At 63.8% G+C, this 16,042-nt stretch carries 12 protein-coding genes; 10 read left to right on the top strand and 2 right to left on the bottom strand.

Going from position 1 to position 16,042, the window contains the following annotated elements; genetic code table 11:
* Positions 1–152 precede the first annotated feature (152 nt).
* The 10 genes from ACTWQN_RS03665 to ACTWQN_RS03620 all read left to right on the top strand — a co-directional run bounded on the left by ACTWQN_RS03665 (position 153) and on the right by ACTWQN_RS03620 (position 13,380).
* Positions 153–1,301: an acyl-CoA dehydrogenase family protein gene (locus ACTWQN_RS03665; RefSeq protein ID WP_443201867.1), complete on the top strand. Its 1,149-nt coding sequence runs from the start codon at positions 153–155 to the stop codon at positions 1,299–1,301.
* A gap of 588 nt (positions 1,302–1,889) precedes the next feature.
* Complete coding sequence (locus ACTWQN_RS03660) at positions 1,890–2,486, top strand: flavin reductase family protein (protein ID WP_443201866.1); 597 nt, start codon at positions 1,890–1,892, stop codon at positions 2,484–2,486.
* 87 nt (positions 2,487–2,573) lie between these two features.
* The gene (locus tag ACTWQN_RS03655; RefSeq protein ID WP_443201865.1) at positions 2,574–4,244 is read left to right on the top strand and encodes an NAD(P)/FAD-dependent oxidoreductase; all 1,671 of its coding nucleotides are present in this window, start codon (positions 2,574–2,576) and stop codon (positions 4,242–4,244) included.
* Between the two features lie 246 nt (positions 4,245–4,490).
* Positions 4,491–5,264 (top strand): DUF3050 domain-containing protein, encoded by a 774-nt coding sequence (locus ACTWQN_RS03650; RefSeq protein ID WP_443201864.1) that lies wholly within the window; start codon positions 4,491–4,493, stop codon positions 5,262–5,264.
* A gap of 47 nt (positions 5,265–5,311) precedes the next feature.
* A complete protein-coding gene (locus tag ACTWQN_RS03645) occupies positions 5,312–7,096 on the top strand; it encodes a class I adenylate-forming enzyme family protein (RefSeq protein WP_443201863.1) in 1,785 nt (594 codons plus the stop codon).
* Positions 7,062–7,724 carry a TIGR03086 family metal-binding protein gene (locus ACTWQN_RS03640; protein ID WP_443201862.1) on the top strand — a complete coding sequence of 221 codons (663 nt, stop codon included), beginning with the start codon at positions 7,062–7,064 and terminating at the stop codon, positions 7,722–7,724. Before ACTWQN_RS03645 ends, ACTWQN_RS03640 begins: the two co-directional genes overlap by 35 nt.
* 335 nt (positions 7,725–8,059) lie before the next feature.
* Positions 8,060–9,781 (top strand): non-ribosomal peptide synthetase, encoded by a 1,722-nt coding sequence (locus ACTWQN_RS03635; RefSeq protein WP_443201861.1) that lies wholly within the window; start codon positions 8,060–8,062, stop codon positions 9,779–9,781.
* A complete protein-coding gene (locus ACTWQN_RS03630) occupies positions 9,781–10,548 on the top strand; it encodes a thioesterase II family protein (protein WP_443201860.1) in 768 nt (255 codons plus the stop codon). The genes ACTWQN_RS03635 and ACTWQN_RS03630 overlap by 1 nt, the downstream gene beginning before the upstream one ends.
* On the top strand, positions 10,545–11,750 hold the full coding sequence (locus ACTWQN_RS03625) for a cytochrome P450 (RefSeq protein ID WP_443201859.1): 1,206 nt from the start codon (positions 10,545–10,547) through the stop codon (positions 11,748–11,750). Before ACTWQN_RS03630 ends, ACTWQN_RS03625 begins: the two co-directional genes overlap by 4 nt.
* Before the next feature lie 37 nt (positions 11,751–11,787).
* The gene (locus ACTWQN_RS03620) at positions 11,788–13,380 is read left to right on the top strand and encodes a tryptophan halogenase family protein (protein WP_443201858.1); all 1,593 of its coding nucleotides are present in this window, start codon (positions 11,788–11,790) and stop codon (positions 13,378–13,380) included.
* Between the two features lie 33 nt (positions 13,381–13,413).
* Here the strand turns inward: ACTWQN_RS03620 and ACTWQN_RS03615 are convergent, their stop codons facing one another.
* Both ACTWQN_RS03615 and ACTWQN_RS03610 read right to left on the bottom strand, forming a co-directional pair.
* Positions 13,414–14,577 carry a DUF711 family protein gene (locus ACTWQN_RS03615; protein ID WP_443201857.1) on the bottom strand — a complete coding sequence of 388 codons (1,164 nt, stop codon included), beginning with the start codon at positions 14,575–14,577 and terminating at the stop codon, positions 13,414–13,416.
* 79 nt (positions 14,578–14,656) lie between these two features.
* Positions 14,657–15,688, bottom strand: a complete 1,032-nt coding sequence (locus ACTWQN_RS03610; RefSeq protein WP_443201856.1) for a ParB/RepB/Spo0J family partition protein — start codon at positions 15,686–15,688, stop codon at positions 14,657–14,659.
* Positions 15,689–16,042 lie beyond the last annotated feature (354 nt).

Raw genomic sequence — 16,042 nt, 5'->3', positions numbered from 1 at the left:
CGCCAATCTTTTCAACGTCGCGACCGTGTGGTCGTCAAACTCGGTGCTGCTCTTCATCGACGTGTCGGCTGCGACGTATAGCCGCGAGGAATGGGAGAGCCGTAAGGAGAACCATGCTGATTGGAGATGCTATGAGCTCATCAACGCGCGTTGTGGACGAAGCGCAGGCGGCGCCGCGTCGCACGGACTGGGTGGCCCTGGCACGCGAAGTCGGGCCAGCGTTCGCGGCGCGCGCGGTTGACTATGACCAGAGAGACGCATTCGCTGCCGAGAACTATGCCGAGCTGAAGGCACACCGTTTCTTCTCCGCCGGTGTGCCGACTGAGTTGGGTGGCGGCGGTGCCTCACACCCGGAGCTGAGTGCCATGCTGCGCGAGCTGGCCCGGCACTGCGGTTCTACCGCGCTCGCGCTGTCGATGCACACCCACCTCCTCGGCACGGCTCTGTGGCGCTGGCGTCAGGGAGAACCGGTGGAGCCGTTGCTGCGACGTGTCGCTCAAGACGAGATCGTCTTGGTCGGCACCGGGGCTTCAGACTGGGTCGACTCCTCCGGCACGGCCAAAGAAGTGGAGGGTGGCTACCGCATCACCGGGCGCAAAATCTTTGGCAGCGGCTCTCCCGCCGGCACGCTGCTTCTCACCAGTGCGGTGTATGAGGATCCTGAGGATGGACCGACCGCGCTGCACTTTCCAGTACCTATTGCCGCAGAAGGCATGACCGTACTGAATAACTGGCAAACTATGGGGATGCGCGCTACCGGCTCCAACGACATCTTGCTCGATAATGTCTTCGTGCCGGAGAGCGACGTCTGGCTGCGCCGTCCAAAGGGCCAGTGGCACGTCTTCTTCACCACCGTCGCCGCAATCTCCCAGCCGCTGATCATGTCGGTTTACGCCGGTATCGCGGAAGCCGCCTCAAATATGGCGCTCGGCATCGCGCGTAAAAAAAGCAAGAGAGGTCTCGACCCCAACCTGCCGTACCTGCTTGGCGAGATGGAAAATACCTTGGTGACGGCGCAGCTCGCGGTGCAGAACTTGGTGGACCTGTGCAACGACTACGCGTTCGAACCGACCGTCGCGACTGCCGACGCCGTGATGGTCCGCAAGACAATCGCTGCCAATGCCTGCGTCCAAACTGTGGAGAAGGCGCTTGAGGTGGCAGGTGGCGGCGCCTACTTTCGCAGCGTTGGACTGGAGCGCCTGCTGCGCGACGTACACGGAAGCCAGTACCACCCTCTTCAAGAGAAACGTCAGCACCTCTTCACCGGCCGTGTCGCTCTGGGGTTGGCCCCAGTCGGCTAGGGTCCGTCGCTTCACGTCTGAGCATGGAGAATCCGAGAGGGATCTGTAATCTAACCCAGCAGACCGCCGCTTTCGCCGACCCTTTAGCAAGGACTGTCGGTAAGAGGTGTCGGGTGGTCGACTGCGCAAAATGCCCAGTCGACCACCCGCAAGGTAGGCAAGGACGGCTCAGCGCCGCCGCTGCACAGCCCCGCGCGGGTCGAGTAAGGCTAGCGAACTGCTGAGCCGGAAGCCTTCCGCCAGCCCGATCATGAAAGAAGCTGAGATGTCACGACGAGTCAACGCTTGACGACATGTAAAGCAGGAATTAGGTTTTCGTTGAGTACTGAGTTGATCGCATTACCGACTACTCTCGGGCCGATCCGGGTGCCACGATCAGCATAAATGGTATGCCGGTACGGAAGCTGTTGTTTGGCGTCGCCAGCGCTCGCGTGCCATAGGGAACTGTGATGCTGCACAAGCCATACGCCGGTACCTGAAGCGATGAAGGACAGATAGGGAAGCACCTACGACGGTCTACGCGTGGCTGAATACTGATATCAGGTGCCTTCTTCGATCGCCGTCCCCTAGTACCGAAGAGGAGAGGTCATGTCAATGCTCGACGACCCGTCAGCGCACCCGGCTATCCCCGTCCAGCCCAGCATTGTCTCGCTCGCCTTGATGGGGAACGACATGCAACCGGTCGACAGCGGTACCTTTCGTGCGATTATGGGAAGCCTGCCGACCGGTGTTTGTGTGGTCAGTGCGATTGACGAGGACAACGAGCCGCGTGGGCTGACCTGTAACGCGGTCTGCAGTCTGTCCCAGGACCCACCGCTGGTACTGGTATGCGTCAATTTGCTCAACGAAAGTCTGCGCGCGCTGCGCGGTAGCCGTGGCTTTGTTGTCAATGTACTACGCGAGGATCGCAGCGGGGTGTCTCAATTGTTCGCTTCCCGCTCCGCTAGCAAGTTTGACGGAGTCTTCTGGGAACCGAGCGCCGTGCTCGAACTACCGTTGCTGACCACCGACGCACTCGTGCACGCAGAATGTCGCATCGTGGCCGACCTCCAGGTCGGCGATCATGCCATCCTGGTCGGCATGATCGTAGGCGGCGTGCCCCCACTGGCCGGTCGTCCGCTCATGTATTGGCATCGTGGCTATTCCAATTGGCCGGACGCAGCGCTTCCGAAGGGGACGGGGTGACCAACCAACAGTGCCTGATACCAACAACACGTCAATGCGTCCATCTTCTCGGCCGGGCACCACGATCGCGGACGGAGTAATGAAACGGTGAACACACAACGCCGCAGTAACAACAAGACACCCTACGACGTCGCGATTCTCGGTACTGGTATCGGCGGGTCGATGCTCGGTGCCATCCTGGCCCGTCACGGTGTCAAGGTACTGCTTATCGACGCCGGCCAGCACCCCCGGTTCGCCGTCGGTGAGTCGACCATTCCCTACACTCTGCTCACCCTGCGGATCCTCGCTGATCGATATGACGTGCCAGAGATCAAAGTGTTGGCAACCTTCACCGACACGAGCCGCACCATCGGTAACACCTTCGGGGTGAAGAAGCACTTCGGCTTCCTGCTGCATCACGAGAACGAGCCGCAGGACCCACGAGAGGTCAGCCAGTTCAACACCCCCGGGCTGCTGCACGAGGCCGCACATCTACACCGGCAGGACACTGACGCCTACCTGTTCCGCGTTGCGATACGCTATGGCTGCACGGCGCGGCAGAACTGTCGAGTGGCCGATGTGGAATTCGACGACTCAGGCGTGACTATCGATACGGTCAACGGTGAGCAGTTCCGCGCCCGTTATCTGGTGGACGCCAGCGGTTTCCGCTCCCCCCTAGCGGAGAAGTTCGGGCTGCGGGAGGACCCCTGCAGGTTCAAGCACCATTCCCGGTCCCTGTGGAACCACATGCTTGACGTCACACCAACGGACAAAGTGCTCGACCGCCCGCGCAAGCACCAGCCGCCGGTGCCCTGGTATGAAGGCACTGTCCACCACATGTTCGAACGGGGCTGGTTCTGGGTCATTGCCTTCGACAACAACAAATTGTCGAGCAACCCCCTGTGTAGCGTGGGCTTGACCCTCGACGAGCGCCGGTATCCCAAGCCTACCGACATCTCACCCGAGGAGGATTTCTACCGGCACGCCGCACGGTTCCCGGATGTCGCCCGACAGTACGACGGCGCCAAGCCGGCGCGAGAATGGGTTTCGACGCCTCGGCTGCAGTACTCGTCAAGCAAAACCGTGGGTGACCGGTGGTGCCTGCTCGCGCACGCGGCCGGCTTCATCGACCCGCTGTTCTCTCGCGGTCTGTCCAACACCGCAGAGGCGGTGAACTCCCTGTCCTGGCGATTGATACGCGCTGTCAAGGACGACGACTTCTCCGCCGAACGCTTCGAGTACGTCAACCGGTTGCAGCAGCGCCTACTCGACCACAACGACGAGCTGGTCAACGCAGCCTTCATCTCCTGGTGCGACTACGACCTGTGGACCGCGGTGTTTCGTGCCTGGGCGAGTGGTACGAATGCCGGCAGCTATCGATTGTCCAAGGCCATCACCGGGTTCACCAAGGACGGCCGCGACGAACACTTCATGGCCTTGGAAGAACCACCGCACCTGGGGTTGTACTGGCCGGACCATGATGGTTTCGCGAAGTTTTTCGGATCCATGGTCAGCCAGTGCGACTCGGTTGAGCAGGGCATGCTCAGCCCGAGTCAGGCAGCCGACAACATCTACACCCAACTGCGCGAGGCCGACTTCATACCCAAGCATTTCGGTTTCGCTGAACGGGGACAGCGCTTCATCAACCCCACGCCAATGCGGTTTATCAAGACAGTGCGTTGGGCAATGCGTGAAGGTGACCCCAAGCTGCGCGAACTGATCATCGGCAACGCCAAGGAGGCACTCAAGGCTCGGGCCAAGGGACAAAAGCTGTACTAGCTGCGGCGCAGATGATGACCGATCCTCCGCACCGGAAGACGGTGTGGTCACGCTGGTTCGCACTGTGGACCGCGCCTACTGTCCACAGTGCGAACCAGGATCCAGGTACTGAGCGCCATCTGAACTTCGGCGCCGTCGCGACCACCGCGCCAACCCTGTGAACAGTCCCGGTGTCGATGCTGAGTGCACGAACTGGCGGGAAAAGCGATGCCGCCATGACTGACAATTTCGGGAAGAAGGACAGAGATGACCGCAGTCACCGATTTCGACACCATCCGAGCCGAGCTGATCGACCACCCGCTCTACACGCAGATCGACACCGAGGACAAGCTGCGGATCTTCATGAAGCACCACGTGTTCGCCGTGTGGGACTTCTTCACGCTGTTGAAGCGCCTGCAGACCGAGGTGACCACGGTGACCCTGCCGTGGCGCCCGAGGAACAAGGCCGAGCATGGCCGTTTCATCATGGAGATCGTCCTCGCTGAGGAGACCGACGAGGACATCGATGGCGGTTACGTCAGCCATTTCGAGCTGTACCTCCGCGCGATGGCCGAGCTCGGCGCCGACACCGGCCCGATCGATGTCTTCCTCACCGCGCTCGACAGCGGGGTCGACCCGTTGACAGCGCTGGATGATCCGCGCATCCCGGACGGCGTGCGCAAGTTCGTCGGCCACACGCTGGAGGTGGCGTTGCAGGGCGCCCCCCACGAGGTAGCTTCGTCGTTCTGCCACGGCCGGGAGAACCTGCTGCCGGACGTGTTCTCCGAGGTGCGCGCCAACGTCGAAGATGTGCTGGCGAACGCCCCGGTGTTCCGGCACTACCTCGACCGTCACATCGCGCTGGACCACGACGAGCACGGCCCGCTGGCGTTGCGGCTGCTCGCGGCGCTGTGCGACGGCGACCCGGTCCGCGAAGCCGAGGCGGAGCGGGTGAGCATCGAGGCGATCCGCGCCCGCATCGGTCTGTGGGACGGCGTGCTGGCCGAGTTCCGGGCGAGCGACGGCTCAAGTGTCCACTGAGTACTACCGACCGCAAGGAGCGCGCATCAGCTACCGAACTCATCAAGATGAACTTTGACGGAGCCGAACGCGTTTCGTCCGAGATGGGGGAGGGGCCCCATCTGCGTGATCGTTGCGACGGCGATGTCGGCGGCTTTCGCGATATCTGTGGCCTTCGAGGAGTACATGCGATGAACCTAAAGCAGAACGGATCTGGCCGCGCCGACGACGGATTCATCCGGCTGGGTGGGCTGTGGCATTCCACGTTTCGGCGGCTTCTCAGCGGAAAAGGTCTCTGGCTCGGCGAGATCTTCAGCGACGCTGCGCGCAAGCACCCCGGGACCGAAGTGGAGCTCGACCGTCCGTTGCAGTGCTTCGCCGAGGACGGGCTGCACTTCACGGTCACGCAGCTGGCCGGGCTGGTCGACGAGCTGGCCGCGCGGCTAGGGGCGGCGGGGATTCGGCCGTCCGAGCGGGTGGCGATCTACAAGACCGACAACTTCGACATCGTGCTGCTGGCCTGCGCGGCTGCCCGGATCGGTGCCGTGCCCGCCTTGCTGTCCCCGGCTCTGGATGGGGACGTGGTCGCCAAGCTACTGGACCGGATCGGCCAGCCTTGGCTGATTACGGACGGTGACACGCTGGACGGCAAGCTGCGGGAGGTGCCGGTCGCCGACATCACTCGGGCGGTCCTGCTGTCCGCGGGAGCGTCGCGCCCGGACGCGGTCTCGCTGAGCTCGCACGCCGGTGCACCTCGGCGTCAGCCGGTGCGCCAGCGCCCGCACGACCCAATGGTGATCACGCACAGCTCGGGCACCACCGGACTACCGAAGCTCGCCGTGCACTGCCCGGAGGGTTTTTGGCACCGGCAGGCCCCGCAGAAGCTCATTGCCTGGCCGATCCGCGGCCGGGAGAAGGCTGCACTGAGCATGACTCTGGTGCACGCCCGGTTCTACATGGCACTGGAGATGTTCTTCAGTCGGGGAAACTCAATGGTGGTGGCCGTCGACCCGGACCCGGCGAAGATCGGCCCGCTGCTGGTACGGACCCGGCCGGGATTCCTGGAGACCCACCCAAACACCTTCGTCGACTGGGAAGTACTGGCCGATGCGCCCGGCGCACCACTGTCCAGTGTGCGCTTCTTCAACGCAGCATTCGACGCAATCCACCCGAGGACGATCAGCCGGATGCTGAATGCATCCAATCGGTCCCGACCACTGTTCTTCCGGTTCTACGGCCAGTCGGAAATCGGTCCGGTATCAGGCTACTGGTACACGCGGCGCAGCGCCCCCAGCGCCATCGGCCAGTGCGTCGGTTTCCCGCTGTTCGGCTTCATCTCGATGCGCATTGTCGGCCCCGACGGTCGCCGACGGCGCGCCGGCCAACCCGGTCATATCGAGGTGCGCGGCCCAAGCCAGATCCTGACCTACCTCGGCGAGGAGAAGCGCTACGCCAGGGAAGTGCACGATGGCTGGTGGCGTATGGGCGATATGGGCTACCTGGATCGATGGGGCCGGCTGTACCTGCGCGACCGGGAGGTCGACCAGATCGAGTCGATGAAAAGCAACCTGGAGATCGAGGACCTCCTCATGTCCCGGCTGGACGAACTGCGCGAAGTGGTGATTGTGGCCGGGGCCCACGGCCAGCCGGTTCCGGTGGTGGCGACGACGGGAGAACAGCCATTGGGCGAGGAGCGTTGGCAGCAGGCGACCCGAGACCTGCCGACGATGGCTCCGGTAGTGCAGTGCCGGTACGAGCAGCTGCCCTACACTGCGACGCGGAAGGTCCGCAGGCGCGAGCTCACCCGCCTGCTGCGAGATGGAGTCATCGTCAACAACCAAGTCGGTGAGTAATCTGAAGCGGCCTGACGATGCGGGGACTCGACGGCGCATGGATTTGCGGCCGTCGAACCGTCGGGCGCTGGCCCTGGCCAGTGAGGTGATTGCCGCCGTCCGGCCAGAACAACTCGGCCTGCCGACGCCGTGCTCGGCATGGACCGTGGGCGACCTGCTGCGCCACATGATCAGTCAGAATAAGCGATTCGCGGCCGCGGCCAGGGGCGAGGAGGCCGACGCAGCCTGCCCGTTGGACGGCGGCGAGCTCGGTGCCGATCCAGCGGCGATCTACCGGGACTCCGCTGACTTGGCCGTCGCGGCGTACCTGGTCGAGGACATCGCCGACCGCCGGATGGTGCTGGAAGAACTGCCGGGACCGCTACCCGCGCTGGTGGCGATCAGCTTCCACTTCACCGATTCCTTGGTGCACGGCTGGGATGTGGCCAGGTCCATCGGGGTACCGTTCCAGCCGCCAGCTGAGCTGTCCAGCGCCGCGCTCGGGATCGCGTCCCGGATCCCCGACGATGCCCGCGGTCCCGGGGGAGCATTCGGCCCGGTCGTCGAGCCTGTTTCCAACGCCAGCGATTTCGATCGGCTGCTGTGTCTGGTCGGTCGTAACCCGTTCTGGGCTACCCCAGTCACCTGAGGTGGCGGGTCGGTCCGCGTCGAATGCTGGATTCCCGCTGACCGAGCACGGAATTTTCACACTTGGACACGCCCTGGTTCTTGTGAACGTCCGTCGGGTATCCAACAATTGTTGTCAAGGCGCTTGCGTCGAACCACGTGTCCTTGTTCGCGACTGAATCAGATCGTCCGAAACGGATGACAGGATCATGCTGGCGGGTTTGTGTTAACTCGCATTTTCGGTATATTTAATTGACCGCTCGCGGGATTTCTTCCGGTTGTGCGAACTTATCAGTGCGCTGGCGCTCGCGTGCGCAAGGAGAGCAAATGATGCAATTTGCGGAATATCCTTCGGCTGTGTCCGGAACCGACCGATTGGCCGCTGCGGTGTCGAAGTGGGCAGAACGCAGTGGCGCGCGAACTGCTGTCTGCGCATTCGACGGAGTCCTCAGTTTCGCTGAACTGGAGGATCGGACGCGGATGCTCACCGGCAAGTTAGCGGCTGAGGGGGTTGGTCCGCAGACCTCCGTCGGGCTGTTCCTGGGCAGATCCCGGCTCGGGCTGCCCGCCCTGCTCGCCGTCTGGTCGCTCGGCGCCACAGCAGTGCTTGTCGACGAGCGGCATCCGGTGGACCGGATCAACTTCATGCTGCGCGACGCCGGCGCACAGCTGCTGCTGGCCGATCAGCTCCCAGCAGGCGCGGCGCCGCGGCGGGTCCGCACGATCAGCTCAGAGGTCACTGGTGCATGGCCGACCGGCCCGGTGACGCCGAATCCGGACGACTGCGCCTACATGGTCTATACCTCAGGCACCACGGGCTGGCCCAAGGGTGTGGAAGTAACTTACCGCAACCTCGGGATCTTCCTCGACGCACTCGCGAGCCTCGAACTCAAGCCGGGCGGCATGGCCATCAACGCGGTCTCCCCCGCGTTCGACGGCTGGCTGTGGTGCACACTGCTGTACCTGCTGCACGGACAGGGCATGGCAGTCATCGACTTCGCGGCCGCAGCAGGCTCCGGCGACCTGTCTGCTCTCGTCGCCGAGCACGAACCGACGACCGTGTGCCTCACCCCGACCCTGGTGTCGGCTCTGGAGCGGATCCCCGCCGCGGATGTGGTCGTGGTAGCCGGCGAGCCCTGCCCGCCGAGCCTGCTCACCCGGCTCTCGCACATCCCTCGCGTGCTCAACGTGTACGGCCCCACCGAGACGACGATCGCTGCCACCTGGGCCGATAGCAGCCATGGCGACGACCCGGCGACCATCGGCCGAGCGCTGCCCGGCTACCTAACCTATGTGCTGGACGAGAACGGCTGGCCGGTCGACCGCGGCACCGAGGGTGAACTGTACGTTGGTGGCCCCGCGGTGGCGCGCGGCTACCGCAACCGTCCCAGTCTGACCGAACAGCGGTTCCTGCCCGATCCGTTCCTGGGCGGCGACGCCCGCATGTACCGCACCGGTGACCTGGTCCGGGAACGACGTGATGGGCAACTGGAGTTCCGTGGCAGGGCCGACGAGCAGGTCAAGGTGCGCGGCTTCCGGGTCGAGGTCGGCGAGCTTGAGAGGACCGCCCTGGGCATCGACGTCGTGCGGGCGGCCGCCGCGTACGTGATGTCCACAGGGGACAGTCTGGGCCTGACCGTGACCACAGCGCCCGGTACGGATGAGGCCGAGTGCACGAAGCAGATCCGCGAACATTGCGCCTCCCGGTTGCCCGACTTCATGGTGCCTTCGGCGGTGGAAGTGGTCAGCGTGCTGCCGGCGTTGCCTACCGGCAAGATCGACCGGGCAGAGCTGGCTCGGACTTCCCGCGTGGTGACCACGGGACGGGCCCCTGGCACCGAACGCGAGCATCAGGTCTGCGAGGTCTGGAGCAACCTGCTGCCGCATCCCGTCCACGACGTCGAGGCGAACTTCTTCGAGCTTGGCGGCCACTCGTTGCTGGCTGCACGTGTGGTCGGAGCCCTGCGCCGGCACACCGGACTGCCAGTGTCGGTGAAGCATCTACTAGCCGAGCCGACCGTCGCCGCTTTGGCCCGTGAGTTGGACCTGCTCGCGCTGGCCCAGTTGGGAGACTCGTGATGGGTGGCTCCTGGCTGGTGCCCTGGCATCCACGCCCCGACAAGCACCCACTGCTGGTATGCGTGCCGCCAGCGGGCGCGGGATGTAGGCAGTTCGGAGCGTGGCAAACCGCGCTGGGCGACGACGTCTCAGTGGTCGGGGTTCAGCTGCCGGGCCGGGAAACCCGATGGGCGGATCCAGAACCGTCCACGATGGGGGAAGCAGTCGGGGCGGTGGTGGCCGAGCTGACCGGCCTAGTCCCCACCGACCACCCGACCATCCTTTTCGGGCACAGTTTCGGCGGGCTGCTTGCCTACGAGGTCGCCAGATCGCTGTGGCGGCAGTGGAGAACCTGGCCGCGTGCCCTCGTGGTGGCGGCGTGCAGGCCGCCCAGGGAGTGGGTCGGCGCGGGCCGCGGCCTGGCCGACGATGAGGGCGAGCTGACCAACCTGCTTGACGCCCGCGGGCTGAGCGCCGAGGACATGGATGAGGACAGCCGGGAGTTGATGCTCGAAGTCCTACGGCAGGACGCCCGGTTGTCGCTCAGCTTCGCCGAACCTGACCAGCCGGTGGTCGACTGCCTGCTGGAGGCGTGGGGTGGTCGGGATGACCTCACCGTCTCGCACGAGCACGTGGCCGGCTGGCGGGACTATGCGGGCGGTGAGTTCCAGGAACGGCTGTTTCCCGGTGGCCACTACTTCTGTCTGGAGACGCCTGGTCCCGCGCTGGAACTGCTGCGCTCGATGGCTTGTCAGTCGCCAATCGACACGAAGGGAAGCACCCAGTGATCGAAGCGCCGATCGTGGACCTCACCGACCCCGAACTGTTCTCCAGCAACAAGTTCTGGGGGGTGCTGGCCTGGTTGCGAGCCAATGACCCGGTGCACTGGCATCCGGACGCTGAGGGTTCCGGTTTCTGGGTCGTCACCCGCTATGACGACGTGACCGCCGTCTATGCCGACGCCGAGTCGTTCAGTTCCCGGTTCGGCATGCGGCTCGGCAGCAATGACGACGCAGTATCCGCGGTGTCACAGCGAATGCTCATAGTGTCCGATCCACCCGACCACACCCACCTCAAGCGAGTGCTGTCCAAAACCTTCGGTGCCACCGAGATGTCCCGGCTGGAAGGACTGGTGCGGGACGTGGTGCGCGAGGTGGTGGCCGACGCCGTTGAGGCGGGCGAGATCGATTTCCTCGATGTGGCCAAGCTGATCCCCAACTACGTGGTGTGTGCGGTGATGGACCTGCCCCGCGAGGACTGGGCCTGGGTCGGCAGGACGACCACCAACGCGTTCGAGGGAGAGGACGAGGAGACCCGCAGCGGCGCTCACTGCGAAATCTTCCTCTACTTCGACGACCTGCTGCGGCAGCGCCGGGGCGGCTCCGGCGAGGACTTCATCAGCCGGGTAGCGCGCGATCGGCGGGCCACCGACGTGCCCGACCAGGACCGGCTGCTCACCGATGAGGAGATCGTCTTCAACTGCAACGGCGTGCTCGCCGGCGCCAACGAGACGACCCGATACTCGACGGCCGGCGGCGTGCTCGCGTTGGCCGAAAATCCCGACCAGTGGCGGACGCTACGCACCGGCGGCGCGGCCGCGATCCCGGACGCCGTCGAGGAGATCTTACGGTGGACGGTGCCGGGCGTGCACGCACTGCGTACCGTAACCCGGCCGGCCACCATCCGCGGCCAGCCGCTCGGAGTCGGCGACCGCATCACCATCTGGAACGTCTCGGCCAACCGGGACGAGGCCGTGTTCACCGACGCCGACAGGTTCGTGGTGGATCGCTCGCCCAATCGCCACATTACTTTCGGCGCCGGTCGCCACCTGTGCCTGGGTGCCCGGCTGGCACGACTGGAGCTCACCGTTTTCCTCAGTGTTCTCCTCGACCGGGTCGAAAAGATCGAACTGTGCGGAGAACCGCAGTACAACGCCTCCAACTTCACGTGGGGACTTCGCAAATTACCAGTACGACTCGTACCGAAATAGAAAGTGCCCTGGGCAGCCTGCAGATCGGAGACAGCAAGTGGACCACAGGCTCAAGAAGGTCGTGATTCTCGGCGGAGGCACTGCGGGATGGATGACTGCCGCGTATCTCAGCAAGGCCCTGCAACGCACGGTGGAGATCACCCTGTTGGAGGCAACCACCATACCGACGATAGGTGTCGGCGAGGCGACGGTGCCGAATCTGCACCGGGTCGTGTTTGACTACCTCGGCATCCCCGAGGACGAGTGGATGCGCGAGTGCAATGCCAGCTTTAAGACGGCGGTCAAATTCATCAACTGGCGCACCCCGGGCGAGGGCAGTCACACCGCCCGCAGATGGCAAGGCCAGCCGGACCATTTCTACCACCCGTTCGGGCTGCTGCCTTCGCAGGAGCAGATCCCGCTGTCGCACTACTGGTCCTACAAGCGACTGCGCGGCGATACGGATGAACCCTTTGACTACGCCTGCTTCCGGGAACCAGCGATCATGGATGCGAAGAAGGCGCCGCGCTCGTTGGACGGCGAGCCGGCCACCCACTACGCGTGGCACTTCGACGCGCAGCTGGTCGCCGACTTCTTGCGCCGCTTCGCCGTTGAAAAGCAGGGTGTCGTGCACGTCCAGGACACCTTGCGGCAGGTCCAGAAGGACGATCGGGGCTTTGTCACGGCGCTGATCACCGAGGGCGGGCGCATCCTCGACGGCGACCTGTTCATCGACTGCTCCGGCTTCCAAGGGCTGCTGATCAATAAAGCCCTCGGCGAACCCTTTATCGATATGAACGACCACCTGCTGTGCGACAGCGCAGTAGCAGCCTCGGTGCCGCACGACGACGAGGCGAACGGCGTCGAACCCTACACCTCGGCGATCGCGATGCCGTCTGGCTGGACCTGGCGCATCCCGCTGCTGGGCAGGTTCGGATCCGGCTACGTGTATTCCAGCAAATTCGCCAGCCAGGACCAGGCCACCGAGGACTTCTGCAAACTGTGGGGCTTGGACCCGGAAACCACGCCATTGAATCAGATCAGGTTCCGGGTCGGTCGTAACCGCCGAGCCTGGGTGAACAATGTCGTGAGCATCGGTCTGGCCTCCTGCTTCCTGGAACCACTGGAGTCAACCGGGATCTACTTCATTTACGCGGCCATCTACCAGCTGGCTAAACACTTCCCGGACCGCCGATTCGACCCGGTGTTGGTGGACCGGTTCAACCACCAGATAGAGACCACTTTCGACGAGACACGCGACTTCCTGCAGGCGCACTTCTATTACTCGCCGCGCACCGACACGCCGTTCTGGCGGGCCAACAAGGAACTGGCGCTGACCGATGGAATCCTTCAGAAGGTGGCCATGTACAAAGCGGGTGTGCCCGTGAACCCGCCGCTGACCGACGAGCGCGGTTATTACGGCAACTTCGAGGCGGAGTTCAACAATTTCTGGACCAACGGTAGCTATTACTGCATTTTCACCGGGATGGGGATGCTGCCCGACCGGCCACTGCCTGCGCTGACTTACAAACCGGAGTCCATCCAGGCCGCGGACCTGCTGTTCGCCAAGGTGAAGCACCAGCAGCAGACGCTGGTCGCGGACTTGCCGTCGAACTACGACCTCCTGCGCCAGCTGCACCACAAGAATTAACCGAACCCGGCCCGAAAATCGGTCTCTTCGAGGTCACGGCAGGCGCAGGTTGATCAGGTACGGCGAAGTGAATGTGGTGTGGTCACCGGATTGCTTGCCGGGCAACGGGAAGAGCCGTGCGGACAGCGGCTTGGCTAGCCGGATGGCGAGAGTAGCCATGTCCAGCAGCAGACCGGAGATGTCGTTGACGGGGGTGTTCCCCGGCAACGGCACGGTGTCCAAGCCGGTTCCGCAGACCGTTGAGTAGGCCAGCAACTGGTGCATCCTGAGGCGACCCTCGGCCCACTCACGCGCCAGTACGGCGTCCTCCATGACCGGTAACATCAGTCCGTTGTAGCCGCATGTCGGCAGGTTCGTGCTGCGCAGGGCCTCGGTGATCGCTCCAACCACCGCGACCGTGCCGGGAGCACCGAACCTGCCGACGAGGCCGAGTTCTACGGCCGCACCGATGCTGGTGTCGACCGACGGTGCCGGTGAGAGGTCGATGCCACCGAATCGCAGCCCGGACTCCTCAGCCAGTCGCTGGCCGAGTCGCACCACTGGGGTCGCTTCGGTGATCATCGCTTCGCGCACTCGCACAGTGATCGACGCAGGGTTGAGGCCATTGCTGTGGGAGAGCGCAGCAGTCACGATTCCGGCTCCCTGCAGGCCGATTGTGAGTGCGTCCGGTCCCTGGTGGTAACTGGCTGGAAAAAATGGGTGGCCGGACGGCACGCAGGCAAGAGCCGCAAACCGGAAGTTGCCTATTCCTGCCTCGGTCCGCCGCGCGATCCGGAGCATCGTGCGGGCCGTCGGCATCACCGCATCGACCAGGATGCCGTGCTGTGCCGTGGCAATCTGGACGGCGCAGTTCAGCGCAGGGAGGTCCGGTATCAGGTCTTCGATCACCGCGATCTGCTCCAGCAGGATATCCCGCCGTGTTGCCCGCACTGGCCCTAACGAGAAGTGGTCGATGCCGAGGCGATCGAGGTCAGCTTGTAAGCGGTGGGCGTAGGAGATCAGCTCGTCGGGTTGGCCCGGGAAGTCGTCAAACACCGGAGGGGTGGTGATGCGGACGGTCTGCACCTCGTAGCCGGCTTGCCGGTAGGCGGCCTCCACCACCCGCAGCCGGGTGGCAGCGTCCGCGAGTCTAGGCCCGGATAGCGGGTGGGGACCCGCGAGTCCCAATGTGATAGTCCGAATCACTGGCCGACCCATGGCCGCTCCCAAACCTTCTCGCCGACTGCATCGGTGCACGTGAGTAGTACTAAACGGGCAATCGCGAAAACCGGAGGAGTCAGCGTTCTTCGAGCTGTGCTGCGAATTCGCTCCACACCCGTGCGTACCCGCGTGCCAGTTTCGCCACCAAGCCCGCGCAGTGGTCGGGCACCATTTCGGCGATCTCTTTGGGTGCCGTCACTTCTACCCGGTGCTGGTCCAACCACCGGAGCAGAAACCGACCCGCCTTTTTGAACCGCAGCGATGGGTCTGCCTTCAGATTGTCCAGGATGGCGGCAAGGTCACCACCACATGTGGGGCCCGGCTTCTCGGTCGTTTCTAGCGGAGCGCAGATCTCCGGCGGTCGGGGTGTGGCCGATGGTTCTTGGGCTCCCTGCCGCTGCAATGTTGGATCCTGGCCTGCACGCATGCGCTGCCGCACGTCATGCACGGTGGAGTGCGACACACCGGCCTCCTTCGCAATGGCGCGGATCGACGCGGTGGGCTTCTCGGCCAGCAGCTTGGCGACCTTCGGTCTGACCGCGGAGCTGCTGGCAGGCCGCGCTCGGCCATCCTTACCCACCCTCGTGGTCGACTGGGCGTCGTGCGAATTTGAACGCCAGCGCAGCTTACCGACCGTCCCTGCGGAGAGACCAGTAACGGTGGCGATCCTCCGGTTCGACCACTGCGGGTGCAACTGAATAATCTGGGCCGCTGCCGTGGTCCGATCAGCACGGGTCAGCGGCAATCCGTGCGCTATGTTCATCTGCACTGCGAGCAGGAAAGCGTCGCCATCCGTCCCGTCATACACCCTTGCTTCAATTTTGTCTTCGCCACGTAGGGTTGCGGCGTGAACCCTGTGCACTCCATCGATGACCCGCCCGGATCGACCGTGTACGATAATGGGCGGTAATCGTTCTTCCGACTCGGCGAGCAGCCTGATGTGCTCATCATTCGCACCGGCTCGCCGTGGCGAACCATCAATCAACAAAGATTTTATCGACAGAATGGCGGTCGGCAGTTCATCCAACCGAATTAGTTGCCATTCGGTCGGCTCGGGGGAATTTTTCTCATGCGAACCTTCGCGGGTCGCCGTGGAACCTTCAGGCATCCTTGTCCTCTCAAGATAGCTTATGGCATTGTCGATTAGCGCCAACCTGCGGATCGACCCAGCGGTGCGATCCGGAACACCCCCAGCCATCGGCAGCATTTCGACTGGGATTCACCTCCTGGATAGGGAGCGGTCTGGCCAAATAACCTAGGGAGCAACGGGCCCGCTCGGGTGCGCATGGTGGTCGTCTTTCGGTCACGCCCACGAAAGCGTCGAAATCGGCGCCCAAGCCTACAACGGAATCGACATTGACAAGCGTGGCTGGACGTCTTTTTTGGGTGCCGCCCTTATGTCCTTTTTATATCGTTTTCTGAAAGGAGTGTAGCCCTAGTAGTGGCGCTGACAATCTACCCA

This window comes from Saccharopolyspora antiqui (assembly GCF_052246905.1).
Classification (GTDB): domain Bacteria; phylum Actinomycetota; class Actinomycetes; order Mycobacteriales; family Pseudonocardiaceae; genus Saccharopolyspora.
The sequence above is the reverse complement of the archived record's forward strand: the minus strand, read 5'-3'. Positions and strand labels throughout refer to the sequence as shown.

Excerpts from the sequence above, each read along its gene's own strand:
- ACTWQN_RS03640 (WP_443201862.1), top strand. The coding sequence starts at position 7,062 with ATGGAGTCATCGTCAACAACCAAGTCGGTGAGTAATCTGAAGCGGCCT.
- ACTWQN_RS03660 (WP_443201866.1), top strand. The coding sequence starts at position 1,890 with ATGTCAATGCTCGACGACCCGTCAGCGCACCCGGCTATCCCCGTCCAG.
- ACTWQN_RS03645 (WP_443201863.1), top strand. The coding sequence starts at position 5,312 with ATGAACTTTGACGGAGCCGAACGCGTTTCGTCCGAGATGGGGGAGGGG.
- ACTWQN_RS03650 (WP_443201864.1), top strand. The coding sequence starts at position 4,491 with ATGACCGCAGTCACCGATTTCGACACCATCCGAGCCGAGCTGATCGAC.
- ACTWQN_RS03630 (WP_443201860.1), top strand. The coding sequence starts at position 9,781 with ATGGGTGGCTCCTGGCTGGTGCCCTGGCATCCACGCCCCGACAAGCAC.
- ACTWQN_RS03615 (WP_443201857.1), bottom strand. The coding sequence starts at position 14,577 with ATGGGTCGGCCAGTGATTCGGACTATCACATTGGGACTCGCGGGTCCC.
- ACTWQN_RS03610 (WP_443201856.1), bottom strand. The coding sequence starts at position 15,688 with ATGCCTGAAGGTTCCACGGCGACCCGCGAAGGTTCGCATGAGAAAAAT.